The organism is Cellulomonas sp. McL0606 (assembly GCF_058248365.1).
In genome coordinates this window covers 2,306,689-2,327,100 of sequence record NZ_CM177779.1, presented here as the reverse complement: position 1 = coordinate 2,327,100, position 20,412 = coordinate 2,306,689, and the positions used below count along the sequence as shown (strand labels likewise).

At 72.4% G+C, this 20,412-nt stretch carries 16 protein-coding genes and 6 pseudogenes; 6 read left to right on the top strand and 16 right to left on the bottom strand.

Annotated elements, in window-relative coordinates:
• From AC38ZX_RS11860 to AC38ZX_RS11810, 11 genes and pseudogenes are all read right to left on the bottom strand, one after another.
• A complete protein-coding gene (locus AC38ZX_RS11860) occupies window positions 1–591 on the bottom strand; it encodes a mycothiol transferase (protein ID WP_491294377.1) in 591 nt (196 codons plus the stop codon).
• A 9-nt stretch (window positions 592–600) separates the two neighbouring features.
• Window positions 601–1,122: a hypothetical protein gene (locus AC38ZX_RS11855; RefSeq protein WP_491294376.1), complete on the bottom strand. Its 522-nt coding sequence runs from the start codon at window positions 1,120–1,122 to the stop codon at window positions 601–603.
• Entirely contained in the window at window positions 1,119–1,769 is a 651-nt protein-coding gene (locus AC38ZX_RS11850) for a dihydrofolate reductase family protein (protein WP_491294374.1), read from the bottom strand. The genes AC38ZX_RS11855 and AC38ZX_RS11850 overlap by 4 nt, the downstream gene beginning before the upstream one ends.
• A 120-nt stretch (window positions 1,770–1,889) precedes the next feature.
• On the bottom strand, window positions 1,890–3,086 hold the full coding sequence (cobA, locus tag AC38ZX_RS11845) for a uroporphyrinogen-III C-methyltransferase (RefSeq protein WP_426592163.1): 1,197 nt from the start codon (window positions 3,084–3,086) through the stop codon (window positions 1,890–1,892).
• Window positions 3,083–4,525, bottom strand: a complete 1,443-nt coding sequence (locus AC38ZX_RS11840) for a sulfate adenylyltransferase subunit 1 (protein WP_491294372.1) — start codon at window positions 4,523–4,525, stop codon at window positions 3,083–3,085. The genes cobA and AC38ZX_RS11840 overlap by 4 nt, the downstream gene beginning before the upstream one ends.
• Window positions 4,525–5,426 (bottom strand): annotated as a pseudogene (gene cysD, locus AC38ZX_RS11835) (sulfate adenylyltransferase subunit CysD). The gene AC38ZX_RS11840 and the pseudogene cysD overlap by 1 nt, the downstream one beginning before the upstream one ends.
• Window positions 5,423–6,136: a phosphoadenylyl-sulfate reductase gene (locus AC38ZX_RS11830; RefSeq protein ID WP_491294370.1), complete on the bottom strand. Its 714-nt coding sequence runs from the start codon at window positions 6,134–6,136 to the stop codon at window positions 5,423–5,425. The pseudogene cysD and the gene AC38ZX_RS11830 overlap by 4 nt, the downstream one beginning before the upstream one ends.
• Window positions 6,133–6,291 (bottom strand): hypothetical protein, encoded by a 159-nt coding sequence (locus AC38ZX_RS11825; RefSeq protein WP_197030011.1) that lies wholly within the window; start codon window positions 6,289–6,291, stop codon window positions 6,133–6,135. The genes AC38ZX_RS11830 and AC38ZX_RS11825 overlap by 4 nt, the downstream gene beginning before the upstream one ends.
• The gene (locus AC38ZX_RS11820; protein ID WP_491294367.1) at window positions 6,288–6,686 is read right to left on the bottom strand and encodes a hypothetical protein; all 399 of its coding nucleotides are present in this window, start codon (window positions 6,684–6,686) and stop codon (window positions 6,288–6,290) included. Before AC38ZX_RS11820 ends, AC38ZX_RS11825 begins: the two co-directional genes overlap by 4 nt.
• A complete protein-coding gene (locus AC38ZX_RS11815) occupies window positions 6,617–6,931 on the bottom strand; it encodes a ferredoxin-like domain-containing protein (RefSeq protein ID WP_491297388.1) in 315 nt (104 codons plus the stop codon). Before AC38ZX_RS11815 ends, AC38ZX_RS11820 begins: the two co-directional genes overlap by 70 nt.
• A 123-nt stretch (window positions 6,932–7,054) precedes the next feature.
• Window positions 7,055–7,655 (bottom strand): annotated as a pseudogene (locus AC38ZX_RS11810) (ferredoxin-like domain-containing protein); the annotation flags it as partial.
• A gap of 633 nt (window positions 7,656–8,288) precedes the next feature.
• Between AC38ZX_RS11810 and zapE the strand changes: the two are divergent.
• From zapE to AC38ZX_RS11790, 4 genes are read left to right on the top strand one after another with little or no spacing between them, the layout of a single operon-like run.
• Window positions 8,289–9,317, top strand: coding sequence for a cell division protein ZapE (gene zapE / locus AC38ZX_RS11805; protein WP_491294364.1), 1,029 nt, complete (start codon window positions 8,289–8,291; stop codon window positions 9,315–9,317).
• A gap of 9 nt (window positions 9,318–9,326) precedes the next feature.
• Window positions 9,327–9,785, top strand: a complete 459-nt coding sequence (locus tag AC38ZX_RS11800; RefSeq protein ID WP_491294361.1) for a MarR family winged helix-turn-helix transcriptional regulator — start codon at window positions 9,327–9,329, stop codon at window positions 9,783–9,785.
• A 45-nt stretch (window positions 9,786–9,830) separates the two neighbouring features.
• Window positions 9,831–10,163 (top strand): GatB/YqeY domain-containing protein, encoded by a 333-nt coding sequence (locus AC38ZX_RS11795; protein WP_491294358.1) that lies wholly within the window; start codon window positions 9,831–9,833, stop codon window positions 10,161–10,163.
• The gene (locus tag AC38ZX_RS11790; RefSeq protein WP_491294356.1) at window positions 10,160–10,291 is read left to right on the top strand and encodes a GatB/YqeY domain-containing protein; all 132 of its coding nucleotides are present in this window, start codon (window positions 10,160–10,162) and stop codon (window positions 10,289–10,291) included. The genes AC38ZX_RS11795 and AC38ZX_RS11790 overlap by 4 nt, the downstream gene beginning before the upstream one ends.
• 9 nt (window positions 10,292–10,300) lie before the next feature.
• Here AC38ZX_RS11790 and AC38ZX_RS11785 read toward each other — a convergent pair whose 3' ends face one another.
• The 4 genes and pseudogenes from AC38ZX_RS11785 to glgX all read right to left on the bottom strand — a co-directional run bounded on the left by AC38ZX_RS11785 (window position 10,301) and on the right by glgX (window position 16,828).
• Entirely contained in the window at window positions 10,301–10,600 is a 300-nt protein-coding gene (locus tag AC38ZX_RS11785) for a DUF3459 domain-containing protein (protein ID WP_491297387.1), read from the bottom strand.
• A 163-nt stretch (window positions 10,601–10,763) separates the two neighbouring features.
• A pseudogene (treZ, locus tag AC38ZX_RS11780) lies at window positions 10,764–11,990 on the bottom strand (malto-oligosyltrehalose trehalohydrolase); the annotation flags it as partial.
• A 71-nt stretch (window positions 11,991–12,061) separates the two neighbouring features.
• On the bottom strand, window positions 12,062–14,575 hold the full coding sequence (gene treY, locus AC38ZX_RS11775; RefSeq protein ID WP_491294354.1) for a malto-oligosyltrehalose synthase: 2,514 nt from the start codon (window positions 14,573–14,575) through the stop codon (window positions 12,062–12,064).
• A pseudogene (glgX, locus tag AC38ZX_RS11770) lies at window positions 14,572–16,828 on the bottom strand (glycogen debranching protein GlgX). Before glgX ends, treY begins: the two are co-directional and overlap by 4 nt.
• Before the next feature lie 130 nt (window positions 16,829–16,958).
• On the opposite strand from glgX, the pseudogene AC38ZX_RS11765 reads away from it, so the two are divergent.
• Both AC38ZX_RS11765 and AC38ZX_RS11760 read left to right on the top strand, forming a co-directional pair.
• Window positions 16,959–17,808 (top strand): annotated as a pseudogene (locus tag AC38ZX_RS11765) (NAD(P)/FAD-dependent oxidoreductase); the annotation flags it as partial.
• A 147-nt stretch (window positions 17,809–17,955) separates the two neighbouring features.
• A complete protein-coding gene (locus tag AC38ZX_RS11760; protein WP_491297386.1) occupies window positions 17,956–18,201 on the top strand; it encodes an oxidoreductase C-terminal domain-containing protein in 246 nt (81 codons plus the stop codon).
• Here the strand turns inward: AC38ZX_RS11760 and helR are convergent.
• Window positions 18,188–20,337 (bottom strand): annotated as a pseudogene (gene helR / locus AC38ZX_RS11755) (RNA polymerase recycling motor ATPase HelR). The gene AC38ZX_RS11760 and the pseudogene helR overlap by 14 nt on opposite strands.
• Window positions 20,338–20,412 lie beyond the last annotated feature (75 nt).

Genomic DNA, 20,412 nt, shown 5'->3' with positions numbered 1-20,412 from the left:
TCACCACTCGCGGATCCAGCCGAGCGGGGCGCCGGACTGCGGGCGCCAGTCGAGCGGCGGGTCCTCGCCGACGCGCCCGTCGACCACCTCGCGCAACAGGTCCGCGTGTCCCGTGTGCCGGCCGTACTCCTCGACGAGGTCGAACAGCAGCCGGCGCAGGTTGGCATGGTTGCCCGCGTCGTCGCCGTCGCGCACCTCCTGGTCGAGGCCGCCGGCGGCGAGCGCGCGGTCGAGCCGGTCGCGCGACCGGCCGACCGCCTCGTCCCACGCCGTGTACAGCTGCTCCGGGGTGTCGTCGACGGCGGACAGGATCTCCGTGTCGTTCTCGCCCCATGTCTCGGGGTGCCAGATCCCCTCACCCGGGTGCTGCCCGGCGAGCTTCCACGAGAACGTCGTGTCCTCGACGGCGGCCAGGTGCTTGAGCAGCCCGCCCAGCGTGAGCGCGGACACCCCGACGTGCTGGTCGAGGCCGGTGCTGTCGAGGCCGTCGGCCTTCCAGCGGAACGTCGTCCGGAGCCGGTCGAGGGCGCCGACGAGGTGGTCGAGCTCGTTGCTCGCGAGCGGTGGTTCCCAGGGGACGGTTTTCGTCATGCGACGACCCTAGGGACGGTTCCGGACGATTGCCGTCCGGATTGTCAGCCGAGCTCGCTGGTGCCCGAGTAGAGGTGCAGGACCGGGACCTGGAGCTTCCTCGCGCGCGCGGGAGGCCCAGTCGCGGTGGAACGTGTCCTCGACCGCGTGCGGATAGGTGACGACGGCGATCTCGATGACGTCCCCGTCGGCGACGGCGCTCTTCAGGGCGGGCAGCGGGTCGTCGTCGACGACCGCACCCGTGACCGTGCGGCCCGCGGCCTCGAAGGCGGCGATCGAGCGGGCGAGCTGCTCGTCGGCGGTCGCCTTGGCCTCCGGCTGCGACGGTTCCTTGCCCCGGGCGCGGTCCCACGCCTCGCGCAGCTCGCCGAGGCTGAGGTTGTCGATGATCGTCGAGACGAGCGGGCGGTCGGTGTCCGCCGGGACGAGGACGCGGTACGCGTACGTCTCGTCGGCGTGCAGCGCGATGAGCTTGTCGACGTCGGAGCTGGAGAGCGTGTCCTCCGTGAGGACGATGATCGTGTCGGTCACGCGCCGAGCCTAGTCACCCGCCAGCGGCCGAGCAGCACACCGTCCGCGTGGAGCAGGTGCAAGGGCTCGACCGAGCGGGCGGGGGAGAGCCACGACGCCTGGTTGAGGATGCGGCCCGCGGGCCCGCCGACGAGCTGCGGGGTCCACGTGAGACACACCTCGTCGAGGACGTCGGCGTCGACAAGCCGCGCCAGAAGGGACGGCCCACCCTCGGCGAGCACCCGGCGCAGGCCTCGTTCGGCGAGCGCCGCGACCGCGGCCCGGGGGTCGACCCGGTGCGCGTCGCCCGTCACCAGCACGCGGTCCGGGCCGATGCGGTCACGCAGGCCACCGAGCGCGGGATTGTCCGCGACCGTCACCACCAGCGGCGGGCGCGCGCCGTCCAGCAGCGCGTCAGGCAGGTCGCCGGAGGTCGAGACCACCGCCAGCTCGAGGTCGGCGGGAAGGCCGAGGGCGGACCGCGCGTCGCGCAGGTCGGAGGGGACGTCGAGTGCCGTGTAGCCCTCGGCGCGCACCGTGCCGGCGCCGACGAGGACGACCTCCGCGAGCGCACGCAGCACCCGGAACACGCGGAAGTCGGCTGCGTTGTTGATCGATCCCGACACGCCGTTCGCGCCCGTCGCGGAACCGTCGACGGTGCTCACCATGTTGGCCCGCACCACGGGTCCGGCGCCGAAGAGGGCGATCAGCGGGTTCTCCCGGCAGCGGTTCCAGGCGCGCGCGACCGATCGGCAGCAGGACGTCCAGGGCAGGCAGGTCGGACATGCTCAGACCGTAGGGCCGAGCACGTCCGCGAGCGCGGCGACGTCGCCGACGACGACGACCGCCGGGTTGCCGACGCCGCGTTCACGGGCCAGCGCGTCGATGTCCGCGAGCGTGCCGACGGTCGTCCGCTGCGTCGGCAGGGTGCCGCGCTCGATGATCGCCACGGGCGTGCCCGGATCCTTGCCGTGCGCGAGCAGCTCTCGGGTGTGCGAGCCGAGCTGGGCGACGCCCATCAGCAGGACGAGCGTGCCCTCCAGGCGGGCCAGCGTGGCCCAGTCGGGGGCGGTGTCGTGCGCGGACAGGATGGTCAGCTGGCGGGCCAGGCCGCGGTGCGTGACGGGGATGCCCGCAGCGGCCGGAACGGCGAGCGCGCTGGTCACCCCCGGGACCACCTCGACGGGCACGCCGGCCGCGATGCAGGCCAGGACCTCCTCGCCGCCGCGACCCAGGACGAACGGGTCGCCGCCCTTGAGACGCACGACGCGGTGGCCGGCCTGCGCCCGCTCGACGAGCACGGCGTTGATCTCGGCCTGTGTCAGCGTGTGCGCGTGCGGCGACTTGCCGGCCTCGATGACCTCGACCGACGGGTCGAGCTCCGCCAGCAGCGCGCGAGGAGCGAGCCGGTCGACGACCACGACGTCGGCCTCGGCGAGCGCCCGCCTGCCGCGGGTGGTGATGAGGCCCGGGTCACCGGGTCCGCCACCGACCAGGACGACGCTGCCCGTCCCGGGACGGTGCCGACGCAGGGGGAGGCCGCCGGTGTCGAGCAGGAGCGCGATCGCGTCGCGCAGCGCGGTCGCCCGACGGGGGTCGCCGCCCGCACCGATCGCCACGGTGACGTCGCCGGAGCGGGCGACCGCGGGGGTCCATGCGGTCGACGCGGCTGCGTCGTCGGCCCGGACGCACCACAGGTGCGCCGCCTCGGCGTCGGCGGCGACGGCGTCGTCGACCGATCGGTCGCCGGTCGCCGTGTGCACGAGCCACGCCCCGTCGAGATCCGTGGCCAGGTAGTCGCGCTGGCGCCAGGTCACCCGGTCGAGCAGCTCGACCAGGTCCTCGCAGATCGCGGGTGCGACGACCAGGACGTCGGCTCCGTCCTCCACGAGCCGCGAGGTCCGGCGTGCGGCGACCGGGCCGCCGCCGACCACGACGACGCGGCGACCCGCGAGGTCGAGGAGCAGCGGGTGGCGACCGGTCATATCCCTGCGCCCGCCAGCCAGTCCGCGTCCGTGCCGGCGTCGGTGCTCTCGGTCGGTGTCAGCCGGTCGAGCAGGGTCGCGCCGATCATGCCGGCCGCCAGGGTGGTGCCGTCGGCCGGGTCGACGAGCAGGAACCCGCCCGTCCGCCGGTGCGTGGCGTAGTCGTCGAGCACGACCGGGTCGGCGAGCCGGATCTTGACGCGGCCGATCGCGTTGAGCGACAGGGCACGGGGCGGGATGTCGGAGGACGTGTCGGTGGCGTCGACCGCGTGCAGGGTGTCGATGCCGTCCCAGCGGTCGACCGTGAGCGTGTCCACGTCCAGACGGGCGTTGACCTCGCGCAGCAGCCCACGCACGGTGCGGGTCCCGATCCGGACGAGCAGGCGCGCGCCCAGGACGCTGCGCTTCTCCGCCAGCCAGCAGACCGTGCCCTCCAGGTCGGACCCGACGGCGACCGTCGAGCCCGTGGGCACGAGGACGTCACCGCGGGCCACGTCGACGTCGTCAGCGAGCCGAAGCGTCACCGACTGCGGCGCGTGGGCCTCCGGCAGCGGCCCGTCGAAGGTGTCGATGCCGACGACGACGCTCGTCTTGCCCGACGGCAGCACTGTGACCTCGTCGCCGACCGTCACGACCCCGGAGGCGACCCGGCCCGCGTACCCGCGGTAGTCGGGGTGCTCCGGCGTGCGTGGCCGGATGACCACCTGCACGGGGAACCGGAACGCCTCGGACTGCGCGTCCCGGCCGACCTCGACGCCCTCGAGGTGCTCGAGCAGCGTCGGCCCGTCGTACCAGGGCGTGCGGGCGGAGCGGTCCACGACGTTGTCCCCGGCCAGCGCCGACAGCGGAACCGCGACGACGTCGCCGATGCCGAGCCCTGCGGCGTACGCCGTGAACTCGTCGGCGATGGCGCGGAAGGTGGGCTCGTCGAAGTCGACGAGGTCCATCTTGTTCACGGCGAGCACGACGTGCGGGACGCGCAGCAGTGCGGTGATCGTCGCGTGCCGACGCGTCTGCTCGAGCACACCCTTGCGGGCGTCGACGAGCACGATCGCGAGCTCGGCGGTCGAGGCGCCGGTGACCATGTTGCGCGTGTACTGGACGTGCCCGGGGGTGTCGGCCAGCACGAACGCGCGCGTCGCGGTCGAGAAGTAGCGGTACGCCACGTCGATCGTGATGCCCTGCTCGCGCTCGGCCCGCAGACCGTCGGTGAGCAGTGCCAGGTCGACCTGACCGCCACCGCGCGCGGCGGTCGCGGCCTCGACGGCGCTGAGCTGGTCGGCGAGCACCGACTTCGTGTCGTACAGCAGACGGCCGATCAGCGTGCTCTTGCCGTCGTCGACGGATCCGGCCGTGGCCAGGCGCAGGAGGTCCCGCGTCGCGTGCTCGGTCGGTTGCACGTTCACAGACGCCGCTGCCTCCACATCAACCGCCCCCATCAGAAGTACCCCTCGCGCTTGCGGTCTTCCATCGCTGCCTCGGACGCGCGGTCGTCGGCCCGAGTGGCGCCGCGCTCGGTCAGCCGGCTGGCGGCGACCTCGGCGATGACCTCGGGGACCGTCGACGCGTACGACTCGACGGCGCCGGTGCAGCTCATGTCCCCGACCGTGCGGTAGCGCACCGTGCGGACCTCGAGCGTCTCGGACGGCTTGGGGCCGCCCCACTCGCCGGGCGCGATCCACATGCCGTCGCGCAGGAAGACCTCGCGGTCGTGCGTGTAGTAGATGGACGGCAGCTCGATGTTCTCGCGCTCGATGTAGCGCCAGACGTCGAGCTCGGTCCAGTTGGACAGCGGGAAGACGCGCACGTGCTCGCCCAGCTTGTGCCGGCCGTTGTACAGGTCCCACAGCCCGGACGCTGCCGGCGCGGGTCCCACTGGCCGAACTCGTCGCGCAGGGAGAACACGCGCTCCTTGGCGCGGGCCTTCTCCTCGTCGCGACGGCCGCCGCCGAACACCGCGTCGAACTTGTTCGCGATGATGCCGTCGAGCAGCGGGACGGTCTGGAGCGCGTTGCGCGAGCCGTCGGCACGCTCGGCCACGCGGCCGTCGTCGATCGCGTCCTGGACGCTGGCCACCACGAGCCGGAGCCCGTGCTGCTCGACCACGCGGTCGCGGTACTCGATGACCTCGGGGAAGTTGTGCCCGGTGTCGACGTGCATGAGCGTGAACGGCACGGCCGACGGCCAGAACGCCTTGCGCGCCAGGTGCAGCATGACGATCGAGTCCTTGCCGCCGCTGAACAGCAGCACCGGTCGCTCGAACTCGCCCGCCACCTCACGCATGATGTGGATGCCCTCGGACTCCAGGGCGTCCAGCTGGGTCAACGTCTGTGTGCTCATTCGTGCAACCCGCACTCGATCTTGCCCGTGCCGGACCACCGGCCCGCACGTGCGTCCTCACCGGGCGCCACCGCACGCGTGCACGGGGCGCAGCCGATCGACGTGTAGCCGGACTGGCGCAGCGGGTTGAGCACCACGTGGTTCTCCTCCACGTAGGCGTCGACCTGTGCCTGCGTCCAGGCGGCCAGGGGGTTGAGCTTGACCTTGTCGCGCTTGGCGTCCCAGCCGACCACCGTGATGTCGGTCCGGGTCGGGGCGTCCTCGCGGCGCATCCCGGTGACCCACGCGGCGTACGGCGCGAGCCCCCGCTCGAGCGGCTCGACCTTGCGCATCGCGCAGCACTGGTTCGGGTCGCGGTCGTGCAGCTTCTCGCCGTACGCCGCGTCCTGCTCCGCGACCGTGCGCAGCGGCAGGATCGTGAGCAGCTTGATGTCGGTGAAGTCGGCGTAGTAGTCCCGCGTGCCGATCGTCTCCGCGAAGTGGTAGCCGGTGTCGAGGAAGATCACGTTGACGCCCGGCGCGGCCTTGGCGGCCATGTGCACGAGGATCTCGTCGCCCATCGACGACGCGACAACGAGGTCGTCGCCGAACGTCCGGGCGGCCCACGCGATGATCTCCTCGGGGTGCGCGCCCTCGAGGTCACGGCCGGCCTGCTCGGCCAGCTCCTTCAACGATGCAGTGTCCAGAGTGTCGTTCACTGGCTGGTTCATGCGCGGCTCACCAGCCCGACGAACTTGAGCGCGAACGCGCGCGTGCACGAGCGGCACTCCCACTGACCGTGGGTCTCGCCGGCGGGCCAGAGGTCCTCGCTGGCGCAGAAGGGGCAGTAGTACGGCACCGCCCGCTCGCCCGATGTCCCGCTCATCGCAGATCCTCCTCGTCCGCTCGCTGCACCCACTGGGCGAACAGCTCGCCCTCGGTGCGCTGCTCGTCGAACTTCGTCGCGACGCGCTCGACGTAGTCCGGCAGGTCCTCAGCGGGAACGCGCAGGCCGCGCAGGGTCTTCCCGAGACCGCTCGTCAGCCCCAGGCCGCCACCCAGGTGGACCTGGTAGCCGTCCTCGCCGTTCGCCAGCGCGCCCTTGAGGCCGATGTCGGCCGTCTGGATGCGCGCGCACGAGTTGGGGCAGCCGTTGAGGTTGATCGTGATCGGCTGGTCGAACGTGGGCAGCCGGTTCTCCAGCTCGCCGATCAGGTGCGTCGCGCGCGCCTTGGTCTCGACGATCGCGAGCTTGCAGAACTCGATGCCGGTGCACGCCATGGTGCCGCGGCGGAACTGGGAGGCCTTGCGGACCGCGAGGCCGAGCCGTCGAGCGCGTCGACGAGGGCGTCGACCTTGGCGGGTGCGACGTCGAGCACGACGATCTTCTGCTCGACGGTCAGCCGGATGCGGTCGGACCCGGCGGTCTCGACGAGGTCGCCGAGCCGGTGCAGCAGGTCACCGGAGATCCGACCCACGGTCGGTGCGACGCCCACGTAGAAGTTGCCGTCCTTCTGCGGGTGCACACCCACGTGGTCGCGGTTCCCCGTGGGCGGCGGCGGAGGCTCCGGACCGTCCTCGAGCGCGTAGCCGAGGTACTCGCCCTCCAGAACCTGACGGAAGACCTCGGGTCCCCAGTCGGCGACGAGGAACTTCAGGCGGGCGCGCGTGCGCAGCCGCCGGTAGCCGTAGTCGCGGAAGATGCTCACGACGCCGACCCAGACGTCGGGGATCTGCTCGAGCGTGACGAACGCCCCGAGGCGCACGCCGAGCTTCGGGTTGGTGGACAGGCCGCCGCCGACCCAGAGGTCGAAGCCCGGGCCGAGCAGGGTGCACGACGCCGACGAACGCGACGTCGTTGATCTCGTGCGCGACGTCGTGGTGCGGGGAGCCGCTGATGGCCGTCTTGAACTTGCGCGGCAGGTTGGAGAACCGCGGGTCGCCGATGTAGTTGTCGACGATCGCGCGGACCGCGGGCGTGCCGTCGATGATCTCGTCGGCGGCGACTCCGGCCACGGGGGACCCGAGGACGACGCGCGGGCAGTCGCCGCACGCCTCCTGGGTGCTCAGCCCGACGGCCTCGAGCCGGCGCCAGATCTCCGGGACGTCCTCGATGCGGATCCAGTGCAGCTGGATGTTCTGCCGGTCGGTGACGTCCGCCGTGCCGCGGCCGAACTCGACCGAGATGTCGGCGATCGTGCGCAGCTGCTGGAGGCTCAGCGCACCGCCGTCGCAGCGGACGCGGAGCATGAAGAACTCGTCGTCCAGCTCGTGCGGCTCGAGCGTGGCGGTCTTGCCGCCGTCGATGCCGGGCTTGCGCTGCGTGTAGAGGCCCCACCAGCGCATGCGTCCACGCAGATCCTCGGGCGCGATGCTCGCGAAGCCCTCGCGGGAGTAGACGTCCTCGATCCGCGCGCGGACGTTCAGGGCGTCGTCCTGCTGCTTGAACAGCTCGTTGCCGTTCAGGGGCTCTTTCTGGTCGAACGCCCACTGGCCCTCGGGGCGAGCCGCGGGCGGGGCGATCCTGGTCTGCGCCATAGGGCGCTACCTCCGGATGAACATGGACGTGCGTCTGCACCCAGCGCTCGGGGGAGCGGCGATCGGACACAGACCGCGCGCCCGAGGGGGGACGTGGGCGGGGTCAGTTGCTCCGCGGACAGCAGCAGCGCATGCGCAGGGCCGCGGCGGTGCAGCTGCACCGACAGGCGGACGTCCCGGACATGATCACCCCAAGAGGATGACGGACGAGCGGCGTCTCCGGGAGAGCCGTTCCGATATCTGAGATGCTTCTATCGAAATATGGACACCCGCCCGACTTGGCGCTAAATGCAGTCTCGTTTGGTCGGGATTAGTGGACCGGTCGGCGCGACGTAGGCTCGCGTCGTGCCCGTCCCTCAGTCCCGCGCCGTCGACGCACCCCCGGCGGCCCTCGCCGACCGACGGCCGCACGTGCCGACCGACCGGCTGCTGGCCGAGCTGGTCCCGCCGCGACACTTCGCCGACGAGTCCTTCGCCACGTACCGCCCCGACCCTGCGCACCCCTCCCAGCAGGAGGCCGTCGCTCGCCTCACGGAGGTCGCGACGCAGATTCGCGACGGGTCCGGACGGCGCTGGCGCAGGAAGGCGGCCGCGCCGGCCGTCTACCTGGACGGCGGGTTCGGGGTCGGCAAGACGCACCTGCTCACGTCGCTGGCGCGGGCGGTCGGGGACGCGGCCTACGGCACGTTCGTCGAGTACACGAACCTCGTCGGCGCGCTCGGGTTCCTGCCGACGGTCGAGGCGCTCGCTACCCGCCGGCTGGTCTGCATCGACGAGTTCGAGCTGGACGACCCGGGCGACACCGTCCTCATGTCCCGGCTGCTGCGCGAGCTGGCGGACCGCGGCGTCGCCCTCGCCGCCACGTCGAACACGCTTCCCGACGCGCTGGGCGAGGGCCGGTTCGCCGCCGACGACTTCCTGCGCGAGATCCAGGCCCTGGCCGCCCGGTTCGAGGTCCTGCGCGTGGACGGCGACGACTATCGCCACCGCTCGCTGGTCACCGACGCCTCGGGTCTGCGCGACGCGGACGTCCGCGCGGCGGCCGGTCGACCGGGTGCCACCCTCGACGACTTCGACGCCCTGCTCGCGCACCTGGCGACGGTCCATCCGTCCCGGTACGGAGCCCTGCTCGACGGCGTCACGCTCGTGGCGCTGACCGGCGTCGGACCGGTGCCCACCCAGGACGTCGCGCTGCGGCTCGTCGTGCTCGTCGACCGCCTGTACGACCGCGACGTGCCCGTGCTGCTGGGCGGATCGGGGGAGCATGACCTGTTCTCCGCCGACATGCTCGCCGGCGGGTACCGCAAGAAGTACTACCGGGCTCTGTCGCGCCTGGGGTCGTTGGCGGCTGACGGCGCGACGCTCGTCAAGTAGATTGACGACATGACGGATCCGGACGAGGTCGTCCTGCCCGCGCTGCTGCGTGCCGCCCGCGGCGCCTACAGCCACCTGATCCACGACCGGCTCGTCGCCGGCGGGTTCGACGACCTCCCGCGCAACGGCCCTTTCGTGCTCGGCGGGCTGGTCAACCACGGTGGCAGCGTCACCGGGCTCACGCGCGAGCTGGGCGTGACCAAGCAGGCGGCCAGCCAGCTGGTCGACACGCTCGTGGTCCGCGGCTACCTGGAGCGCGTGCCCGACCCGCAGGACGGCCGGCGCATGAGCGTGCAGCCCACGTCACGCGGCCGGTCGGCGGCGTCCGCGGTGCGCGCCGGCGTGGCGGAGGTCGACGGCCGGCTCGCGGACCGGCTGTCCGCCGACGAGCTGCGGGGCCTGCGCGCCGGGCTCGTCGCCCTGTGCGACATCCGCGAGGAGTGGGAGGACCGTGCGCGCGGCGGCTGAGGATTCTCGCTGCGCGACCGCTGCCGGACGCGGGACGATGGGCGCATGAGCACCGACACCCTCGCCCGGCTGACCGCTGACCTCACCACCGCGATGAAGGCGCGCGACACCGACCGCACGAGCATCCTGCGGCAGGTCATCGGCGCGGTGCGGGCCGAGGAGAAGGCCGGGCCCGTGGCTCGGGAAGCCACGGACGACGAGGTGCTCAAGGTGCTCGCCCGCGAGGTCAAGACGCGTCGCGAGAGCGCGCAGATCTACGCCGACGCGGGCGCGCCGGAGCGGGCGTCGGTGGAGACGCGCGAGGCCGACGACATCGAGACGTACCTGCCGACCCAGCTCTCTCTGACGACGAGCTGGCGGCCCTGGTCCGGGACGTGATCGCGTCGGTGGGCGCCACCAGCATCCGCGACATGGGCGGCGTCATGAAGGAGGCGACGGCCCGCGTGGGCACCGCCGCCGACGGCAAGAAGCTCTCCGCCCTGGTCAGGTCCGCGCTGGCGGGCTGACGTCGCTTCTCAGGAGGCTCTGGCGAGCACGACGACCGACCGCGGTGGCACCTGGACGAGCGTGCCGGCGGAGCCGGTCTCGATCGAGGCCGAGCTCCAGGCCGCCACCGGCTCTAGAGGTTCGTCCGCGGGGATCGCGAGCTCCTCGTCGGACAGGTTGATGACCACCCGGGCCGAGCCGCGGTGCAGGACCAACCAACCGTCCAGGGGGCCGCCACCCCAGGTCAGGTCGGTCGCGCGCAGGTCGCCCGAGCCGAGGTCGGGGACCGTCCGGCGCAGCCCGATCAGCGTCCGGTACCACGCGAGCATCCGGGCGTGCCCCGGGTCGGCGAGCTCGGCGCGGTCCAGGGTGCTGGCTCGGAAGGTGGCCAGGGCCTGCGGGTCGGGCACCTCGACGTCGCCGCCGTAGAGCTTCCGCCCATCCGTGGCCGCCGAACTCGCGTCTGCGGCCCTCGCGCACCGCGGCCGCCAACGCCGGGTCGGTGTAGGACGTGAAGAACTGGAAGGGCGTGCGGGTACCCCACTCCTCACCCATGAAGAGCATCGGCGTGAACGGCGACAGGATCAGCAGGGCCGCGGACGCGGCGAGCACCACGGGAGGGTGCTGGGCCGACGGGCGGTCGCCGGTCGCGCGGTTGCCCACCTGGTCGTGCGTCTGCACGCTGACGACGAACCGGTGGCCGTCCGTGTCGGGGGGGACCGGTCGCCCCCAGGTCGCGCCGCGGAACGTTGACCACGAGCCGTCGTGCACGAACACGCCGGTCAGGGCCTTGCGCAGGGTGGCCGGGGTGCCGAAATCGACGTAGTAGCCGTGCCGTTCGCCCGTGAGCAGGGCGTGGATCGCATGGTGCACGTCGTCGGCCCACTGGGCCGTCATGCCCCAGCCGCCGTCGGCGGTCGGCGTGACCGAGACGGTGTCGTTCAGATCGGTCTCGGCCACCAAGGAGAGCGGCCTGCCGACGGTCGAGGAGAGGGCGGCGACGCGGTTGGACAGCTGGGTGAGCAGGTGCACGGGACGGTCGTCGGCGAGGGCGTGCACGGCGTCCAGGCGCAGCGCGTCGACGTGGAAGTCGGCGAACCAGCGCAGCGCGCTCGCGATGATCCAGCGGCGGACCTCGTCGGAACCCGGCTGGTCGAGGTTGATGGCCGCGCCCCACGGCGTCACGTGCGCGTCGGTCCAGTACGGTCCGAACTCGCCGACGTAGGCACCGGCCGGTCCGAGGTGGTTGTAGACGACGTCGAGGCAGACGCCCAGGCCCAAGCCGTGCGCGGTGTCGACGAAGCGTTGCAGGGCGGCCGGGCCGCCGTACGCCTCGTGCACCGCGTAGAGGCCGACGCCGTCGTACCCCCAGCCGCGGTCGCCGTCGAACGGCGCGACCGGCATGAGCTCGACCAGGTCGACGCCCAGGGCGACCAGGGCCGGTAGCTCGGCCGCGGCGGACTCGAGGGTTCCACCCGGGGTGAACGCGCCGACGTGCAGCTCGTACAGGACGGCGCCGCGGACGTCGACGCCCACCCATGAGTCGTCGGACCACTCGTGCTCCGCGGTGTCGAAGACGCGGCTCGGGCCGTGCACGCCGGCCGGCTGCCACGCGCTGCGCGGGTCGGGACGAGGCGGGCCGCCGTCGAGGGATAACGCGTAGTCCGTCCCGCCGGGTAGGTCCCGGTCGGTCTCCCACCAGGCGTCCGCGCGCTGCATCGGCACGCGCTCGGCGCCGAGCACGAGGTCCACCTGGGACGCGTTCGGCGCCCAGACGCGAGGCAGCATCCTCAGCCCTGCGCCCGCACGAGGAGCGCGACGGGGAGGCGGTCCAGGAGGTCGGCGACCTCGACCACGCCGCCCCGGCTCACCGGGCGTTCGGTCAGCACCTCGAACCAGTCGCCGTCGGGCAGGGCGACCGTGTGGTCGGCCCAGCCGCCCAGCCTGTCGACGGCCGCGGCGAGACGGGTCGCGACCACGGCGACCTGCGGAACACCGTCCACCGTCCGGGCATAGGTCAGCGAGTGGCCCGACGAGTGCGCCAACGGCAGGAACCCCGCGGTCGCCCCGACGAACGCCTCGGGCAGGTCGTGTCGCAGGCGCAGGGCGCGCGACGTGACGAGCAGCTTCTCGTCGGCGAGGTCGCGGGGGCCCGCGCCGTCGTCGAGCCGGACCAGGCGCGCCGCCAGGGGAGCGACGTCGACGCTGCGTCGGTTGTCGGGGTCGACCAGCACCGGGTCGGGCACCTCGGTGCCCTGGTAGACGTCGGCGACGCCGGGCAGCGTCAGCTGGACGAGCTTGGTGCCCAGCGTCACCGCGCGGACCGCCGCACGCGTGCGCAGCTCCCAGTCGCCGAAGAGCGCCTGCACGGCCGGGTCGACCAGGGCCTGCCGGGCCGCGTCGAGGACGGCCCGTTCGTACGCCTCGTCGGGCGCGGTCCAGGTGGTGCGCGACTTGGCCTCGCGGATCGCCTTGGTCAGGTACTCGACCAGTCGGTCCTGGGAGATCGGCCCGGCGTCGGTCCAGGTGCCCGCCAGGGTCTGCCAGAGCAGGTACTCGGTCCGGCCGTCGAGCAACGCGCTGCGGTACGGGGCGGAGGCCGCGCGCAGCTCGTCGACGAGGGTCGACCACTCGCGGGGCAGCTCGCTCAGCACGCCGAGGCGGGACCGCGTGTCCTCGCCGCGCTTCGTGTCGTGCGTCGACAGCGTCGTCATGCCGAGCGGCGACGACACCTGCATCTCGGCGGCCCAGGCGGACAGGTCGGTGGGCGTGAGGGCGAACTGCTCGGGGTTCCCGCCCACCTCGCAGAGGGCGACGAGGTGGGTCCAGCGGTAGAAGGCGGTGTCCTCGACCCCCTTGGCCATCACCGCGCCGCAGGTCTGCTGGAACCGGACTATCAGCTCGTCGCGCCGTGCGCCGCGCGTCTGGCCGGCACTGCCCACCTCCCGACCCAGGAGCAGGTCGAGCAGGACGTCCATGGTCTCGGCGCGCTCGGGCGACAGCTGCCGTCGGGCGTGCTCGGCGGCGACCTGCAGGACCTCCAGCGACTCGGGGTGCACGGACTGGCCGGGCACGACATAGGCGCGGTAGCGGTCGAACGCCACGAGCAGCTCGACCAGGCAGTCCTCCAGCGCGCGCCAGGTGTGGTCGCGCAGGCGCAGGTCCTCGTGGCAGATGCCCGCCGCGAGCGACGTCAGCCGGTGCACCTCGGCGTACAACGGCCCGTCGACGATCTCCCGCTTGGCGTTCTCCGCGATAACCGGAAACGCATCGGGCGTGTCGCCGGTCAGCCGGTGCATGACTCCGCCGAGCACGGCCGCACCGCCCGGGTCGACGAACGTCTGCTGGATCCGCCACAGAGCCTCGTAGCCGGTGCTGCCCGCGGTCTCCCAGTCGGGCGGCAGCCTCTCGTCGCCCTCAAGGATCTTCTCGACGACCACCCAGGCGCCGCCGCTCGTCTCGCGCAGCCGCGCGAGGTACCCCGCGGGGTCCGCCAGACCGTCGGGGTGGTCGATCCGCAGGCCGTCGACGACGCCGTCGGCGAGCAGTCCCAGTACCAGGCGGTGGGTGGCGTCGAAGACGTCCGGGTCCTCGACCCGCACGGCGAGCAGCGTGCCCACGTCGAAGAACCGCCGGTAGTTGAGCTCCTCGTCGGCCACCCGCCAGTACGCGAGCCGGTAGTGCTGACGCTCGACCAGCTCCGCGAGCGAGAGGTTCTCGGTGCCCGGCCGGACGGGAAAGACGTGGTCGTGGTAGCGCAGCACGGTGCGCACGCCCTCACCGGGGATCTCCACCTCGTCGAGCCGCAGCTCGTCGCGGCCGAGCACGGCGCCGATGCGGTCGCCCAGCACGGGCATGAGGACGGCCCCGTCGCCCGCGGACCAGTCGACGTCGAACCACTCGGCGTACGGGGAGTCGGGGCCCTCGGCGAGCACCGACCAGAGCGCCCGGTTGTGCCACACGGGCGTCGGCACGGCCATGTGGTTGGGGACGATGTCCAGCACCAGCCCGAGCCCCGCCGCGTGTGCCACCTCGGCCAGGCGCCGCAGCGCCGGCAGCCCGCCCAGCTCGGGGGCGACGGCGTCATGGTCGACCACGTCGTAGCCGTGCGTCGAGCCGGGTGCCGCCTGCAAGATCGGGGACAGATACAGGTGTGTCACGCCGAGCGAGGCGAGGTAGGGCACCCGTTCGGCGACGTCCGCGAACCTGAGGTCGGTGCCCAGCTGCACCCGGTACGTCGAGACGGGCACCGGCCTGCCCGGCGTCGGGAGACGACGGCTGGGGGTCGGCCGCTGATCGGTCATGCGGTGCTGCGCGGCCGCGTCGTGCGCCGTCTCGGCTTGTCGTCGGTGCCGGCCGCAGAGGCACTGCGGCCCTTGACCTGCTTGGCCGCCTCCCGCGCGGCCTCCGCCGCCGCGCCGATCCCGGAGGCCGAGACGGTGGGTCGCAGGGGAGCGCGGGTGAGCACGACCACCGACTTCTGCGCCAGCTTCAGGTCCTTGCCCGACTCGACGGTGGTGCCGGACTCGACCTGGGAGTCGGTGTCGAACACGGCGGTCCACGTCTGGCCGTACGCGGGCTCCGGGATGGTGAAGATCGCGGTGTCCGGCTGGCCGTTGAAGAGCACGAGGAAGCTGTCGTCGACGATGTCCTGACCTCGTTCGTCGGGCTCGGCGATCGCGTCGCCGTTGAGGAACACCATCACGGCACGCGCCTGGTCGGCGCCCCACGCCTCGTCACGCATGTGGTGCCCGTCGGGCGCCAGCCACGCGATGTCGAGCAGGTCCGACTCTCCGCCATGCTCCGCGGAGCCGGCGAAGAACCGTCGACGCCGGAACACCGGGTGGTCCTGGCGCAGCCGGACGACGCGACGAGTGAACTCCAGGAGCTCGTTCTGCGCTTCGTCCAGGTCCCAGTCGATCCACGAGATCGGGCCGTCCTGGCAGTAGACGTTGTTGTTGCCGCGCTGCGTCCGACCGAGCTCGTCACCGTGCGCGAGCATCGGGATGCCCTGCGACAGCAGCAGGGTGGCGATGAAGTTGCGGCGCTGCCGGGCCCGCAGTGCGAGGACACCCTTGTTCTTCGTCGGTCCCTCGACGCCGCAGTTCCACGAGCGGTTGTGGCTCTCGCCGTCGTTGTTGTGCTCGCCGTTGGCCTCGTTGCGCTTCTCGTTGTACGAGACCAGGTCGTTCAGCGTGAACCCGTCGTGCGCGGTGACGAAGTTGACGCTCGCGATGGGTCGACGCCCGGTGTGCTCGTACAGGTCGGACGAGCCCGACAGGCGGCTCGCGAACTCGCCGAGGGTCGACGGCTCGCCGCGCCAGAAGTCGCGGACGGTGTCGCGATACTTGCCGTTCCACTCCGACCACAGCGGCGGGAAGCCGCCCACCTGGTAGCCGCCCTCGCCGATGTCCCACGGCTCCGCGATGAGCTTGACCTGCGAGATCACCGGGTCCTGGTGGACCAGGTCGAAGAACGCCGACAGCCGGTCGACCTCGTGGAACTGGCGCGCGAGGGTGGCCGCCAGGTCGAACCGGAAGCCGTCGACGTGCATCTCGCTGACCCAGTAGCGCAGCGAGTCCATGATGAGCTGGAGCACGTGCGGCGACCGCATGAGGAGCGAGTTGCCGGTGCCCGTCGTGTCGAAGTAGTGCGCCTGGTCGTCGTCGACGAGCCGGTAGTAGTTCGCGTTGTCGATGCCGCGAAAAGCTCAGCGTGGGACCCAGGTGGTTGCCCTCGGCGGTGTGGTTGTAGACCACGTCGAGGATCACCTCGATGTCCGCCTGGTGCAGGGCCTTGACCATGGACTTGAACTCCTGCACCTGCTGCCCGGACGCGGCGAACGCCGAGTAGCCGTTGTGCGGGGCGAAGAACCCGACCGTGTTGTAGCCCCAGTAGTTGGACAGCCCCTTCTCGACGAGCGACGGGTCGTTGACGAACTGGTGCACCGGCATCAGCTCGACCGCCGTCACGCCCAGCGAGGTCAGGTGCTCGATGACGGCAGGGTGCGCCAGGCCCGAGTAGGTGCCGCGCAGCTCCTCGGGGACGGCCGGGTGCTGCATCGTCAGCCCGCGCACGTGCGCCTCGTAGATCACCGACTCGTGGTACTCGTGCTGCGGCGGGCGGTCGTTGCCCCAGTCGAAGTAGGGGCTGATGACGACGGACGCCATCGTGTGCTCCGCGGAGTCGTCGTCGTTTCGCTCGTCGGGTGCGTCGAACCGGTAGGAGTACAGCGACGGGTCGCCGTCGATCTGCCCGTCGATCGCCTTGGCGTACGGGTCGAGCAGGAGCTTGTTCGGGTTGCACCGGTCGCCCTCGTCGGGGTCGTACGGGCCGTGCACCCGGAAGCCGTACCGCTGACCGGGGGAGATGGCCGGCAGGTAGCCGTGCCAGACGAACGCGTCGACCTCGGTCAGGTCCCCACGACGTTCGGTGCCGTCCGCATCGATCAGGCAGAGCTCGACGCGCTCGGCCACCTCGGAGAACAGGGCGAAGTTCGTCCCGGTCCCGTCGTAGGTGGCGCCCAGGGGGTAGGGGCGACCCGGCCACATCTGCATGCGCTCCACAGTGCCAGGCCGTCGGGTTTCTGGCGCGTGATGCACAGCCGAGGCACGGGTGGACTTCACCACATCACCGGCCATTGCGGATATCGCCCCGACCTGGTGCGCTGTGCGTCGGAGGTCCGAGATGAGTGGTCAGGTCGTGGTGGTCGGCGGTGGTCTCGCCGGGGCGAAGACGGTCGAGGCGTTGCGCTCCGACGGGTACGACGGGCGCGTCGTGCTGTTCGGGGCCGAGACGGAACGCCCCTACGAGCGCCCGCCGCTGTCCAAGGGCTATCTCCAGGGCTCCGACGAGCGCGACGGCGCCTTCGTGCACCCGCCCGACTGGTACGCGGCGCACGACGTCGACCTGCGGCTCGGGGTCACGGTGACGGCGCTCGACCTGGCGGCGCGCGATGTCGTCGACGGCTCGGGTACGCGCACCGGCTGGGACCACCTCGTCCTGGCGACGGGGTCGGAGCCGCGGCGCCTCGACGTGCGCGGAGCGGAGCTGTCGGGCGTCGTCGCCCTGCGGACGCTCGACGACTCCGACCGGTTGCGCGCCGAGCTTCGCGCCCGATCGACGCGTCGTGGTCGTCGGCGGCGGCTGGATCGGGTTGGAGGTCGCCGCCGCGGCGCGTGCCGCAGGCTGCGAGGTCACCGTGCTGGTCCGCGACCCGTTGCCGCTGCTGAGCGTCCTCGGTCCCGAGCTGGCCGAGACGTTCGCCGACCTGCACCGGTCGAACGGCGTCGACCTGCGGGTCCGGGCCGAGGTCGGGGCGATCGTGGCGGCCGGCGACGGCACCACCGTCGGGGCGGTCGAGCTCGCCGACGGCACGCTCGTGGACGCCGACCTGGTGGTCGTCGGGATCGGCGCGGCCCCCCGGGTCGGCCTGGCGCGGGGCGCCGGCCTGCACGTCGAGGACGGCGTCGTCGTCGACGCGCACCTGCGCTCGTCGCACCCGCACGTGCTCGCCGTCGGAGACATCGCGCGGGCCCATCACCCGTTCCTGGGCACGCACGTGCGGGTCGAGCACTGGGCCACCGCGCTGAACCAGCCGGACACGGCGGCGGCGACGATCCTCGGCCGGGACGAGCCGTACGACAAGCTGCCGTACTTCTTCTCCGACCAGTTCGACCTCGGCATGGAGTACGTCGGGTGGGTGGGACCGCACGGATACGACCGCGTCGTGGTCCGCGGCGACCTCGTCGGCCGCGAGTGCGTCGCGTTCTGGTTGCGCGAGGGCCGGGTGCTCGCCGGGATGAACGTCAACGTCTGGGACGTCGTCGACGACGTCCAGGCCCTCATCCGGTCGCGGGACGTGGTCGACGTCGCCCGCCTCGCGGACCTGGACGTGCCGCTCGGCGAGGTCGCCGTCACCGGCTCGTGAGGATGACGAGCTGCTGCGTCGCGCGGGTCATCGCGACGTAGCGGTCAACGGCACCCTCGATGCCGTCGCCGAACGCCTCGGGGTCGACCAGGACGACGAGGTCGAACTCGAGGCCCTTCGCGAGCTCGGGGCTCAGGGAGCGGACGCGCGGGGTGGCGACGAACGACGGGTCGCCGATGACGCAGGCGACACCCTCCGGATGGCCCGCGAGCCAGGTCTCCAGGACGCCGCTCAGCTCGGTCGCGGACCCGTGCGCGACGCGGACGCCGGTGCTGCGGACGGACGTCGGCACGTTGGCGTCGGGCAGCTGGTGGCGGATGACGGGCTCGGCCTCGTCCATGACCTCCTGCGGCGTGCGGTAGTTGATGCTCAACGACGCCAGCGCGATCTGGTCGAGGCCGATGCGTTCCAGCCGCTCGTGCCAGGTCTCGGTGAACCCGTGCCGGGCCTGGGCGCGGTCCCCGACGATCGTGAAGCTGCGGGACGGGCACCGGCTGAGCAGCATCTGCCACTGCGCGTCGGTCAGCTCTGCGCCTCGTCCACGACGACGTGCGCGAACGGGCCCGCGAGCTCGTCCGGATCCGGTGCGGGCAGCGCGGACGGGTCGGCCAGGGCGTCGCGCAGGTCCTGCCCGCGCAGCATGGACATGATCTGCAGCTCCGAGTCGTCCGTCGCGATCAGGTCGTCGACGATCTGTGTCATGTACTCGCGCTCGGCGGCGAGAGTCGCCTCCTGCTGCTGCCTGCGTCGCGACGCCTGCTCGTCGCCGAGCCGCCGGCGCGCAGCGTCGAGCAGCGGCAGGTCGTCGACGGTCCACGCCTGCGCATCCGCCCGCTGCAGAGCGCGCACCTCGTCGGGCTCCAGCCACGGGGCGCAGAGCCGCAGGTAGGCGGGGACGGACCACAGGTCGCCGACGAGGTCCGTCGCCTCGAGCATCGGCCACGCGCGGTCCAGCGCCCGGGCGAGCGGCCGGTTGCCCAGGAGCGCCCTGCGCACCGCGTCGGGCGGCAGGTCGTCGTCCACCTTGTCCGTCAGGATCGCGACGAGCGCCTCGTGGATCTGCTCGCGCGCCTCGTTGTGGGGTGTGCCCGGCTCGGGTGCGTCGAAGGCCTCGGTCCAGTCGGCGGCGCTCACCCACAGGTCCGCCCACTCGGTCTCGACCTCGAGGCCCTCGGTGGGCGGCCGTTCGGAGAACCGGACGGCCGGCTCGACGGCCGCCACCATCGCCGCCGACGACTTGAGGCGGCTCACCTCCGGATCGTGCTCGATCCGTGCCGTCGGTCCCTCCGGCACGAGGTCACGCAGGGTGCACGTCCGGACTCCCTCCTCGCCGAGGCTCGGCAGGACGTCGGCGACGTAGGCCAGGTACGGCTCGTGCGGGCCGACGAACAGCACGCCTCCCCGGCGGTGACCCAGGCGTGGGTCGGAGTAGAGCAGGTACGCCGTCCGGTGCAGGGCGACGACCGTCTTGCCAGTTCCGGGTCCGCCGTCGACCACGAGGGCGCCGCGCGACCCGGCGCGGATGATCGCGTCCTGATCGGCGGCGATCGTGCCGAGCACGTCGCGCATCCGGTCCGAGCGGTCGGCGCCGAGACTGGCGACGAAGGCGGACTGGTCGTCGAGCGCGGCGTTGCCCGCCAGCCCCTCGGCCGTGAACACCTCGTCCCAGTAGTCGCCGACGCGGCCGCGAGTCCAGCGGTACCGGCGCCGGCTCACCAGGCCCATCGGGTCCGCGTGCGTGGCACCGAAGAACGGCTCGGCGGCGGGGGAGCGCCAGTCGAGGAGCAGGCGGCGGCCCGTGCTGTCGGTCAGCCCCAGCCGCCCGATGTAGACGGGCCCGTCGGAGCCGACGATCCGGCCGAGGCACAGGTCCAGCCCGAAGCGCCGCAGGGTGCGAAGGCGAGCGGTCAGCCGGTGGATCTCCTGGTCGCGCTCCAGCGCCTGCGTGCCGGTGCGGCCGGGCGCTCGACGTTCCGCGTCGAGACGGTCGGACAGGTCGGCGATCGTGATCTCGAGACATTCCGCGATCTCCGTGAAGTGCAGCTCGTCATGCGCGATCAGCGCGGGGTCCGCCTTGGTGGCGAGTCGGTCGGGCAGGTCGAAGGCGCTGGTCCGCTGTGCGTCGGTCGGTGTCACGGCTGGCGATTCTCCGCGCCCCGGGGGGCCTTGCCGCAAGCCCCCCGGCCCGCTATATCTTGAGAGTGGAAGGAG

Bases quoted from the DNA above. Each gene is read 5' to 3' on its own strand.
- AC38ZX_RS11820 (WP_491294367.1), bottom strand. From the start codon at position 6,686: ATGGCGTGCACCGGCATCGAGTTCTGCAAGCTCGCGATCGTCGAGACC.
- AC38ZX_RS11785 (WP_491297387.1), bottom strand. From the start codon at position 10,600: ATGCTCGCGTGGTACCGGACGCTGATCGGGCTGCGCCGGACGGTCCCC.
- AC38ZX_RS11825 (WP_197030011.1), bottom strand. From the start codon at position 6,291: ATGAGCGGGACATCGGGCGAGCGGGCGGTGCCGTACTACTGCCCCTTC.
- AC38ZX_RS11830 (WP_491294370.1), bottom strand. From the start codon at position 6,136: ATGAACCAGCCAGTGAACGACACTCTGGACACTGCATCGTTGAAGGAG.
- AC38ZX_RS11850 (WP_491294374.1), bottom strand. From the start codon at position 1,769: ATGGTGAGCACCGTCGACGGTTCCGCGACGGGCGCGAACGGCGTGTCG.
- AC38ZX_RS11840 (WP_491294372.1), bottom strand. From the start codon at position 4,525: ATGGGGGCGGTTGATGTGGAGGCAGCGGCGTCTGTGAACGTGCAACCG.
- AC38ZX_RS11800 (WP_491294361.1), top strand. From the start codon at position 9,327: ATGACGGATCCGGACGAGGTCGTCCTGCCCGCGCTGCTGCGTGCCGCC.
- AC38ZX_RS11795 (WP_491294358.1), top strand. From the start codon at position 9,831: ATGAGCACCGACACCCTCGCCCGGCTGACCGCTGACCTCACCACCGCG.
- AC38ZX_RS11760 (WP_491297386.1), top strand. From the start codon at position 17,956: ATGGAGTACGTCGGGTGGGTGGGACCGCACGGATACGACCGCGTCGTG.
- treY (WP_491294354.1), bottom strand. From the start codon at position 14,575: ATGACCGATCAGCGGCCGACCCCCAGCCGTCGTCTCCCGACGCCGGGC.
- AC38ZX_RS11860 (WP_491294377.1), bottom strand. From the start codon at position 591: ATGACGAAAACCGTCCCCTGGGAACCACCGCTCGCGAGCAACGAGCTC.
- cobA (WP_426592163.1), bottom strand. From the start codon at position 3,086: ATGACCGGTCGCCACCCGCTGCTCCTCGACCTCGCGGGTCGCCGCGTC.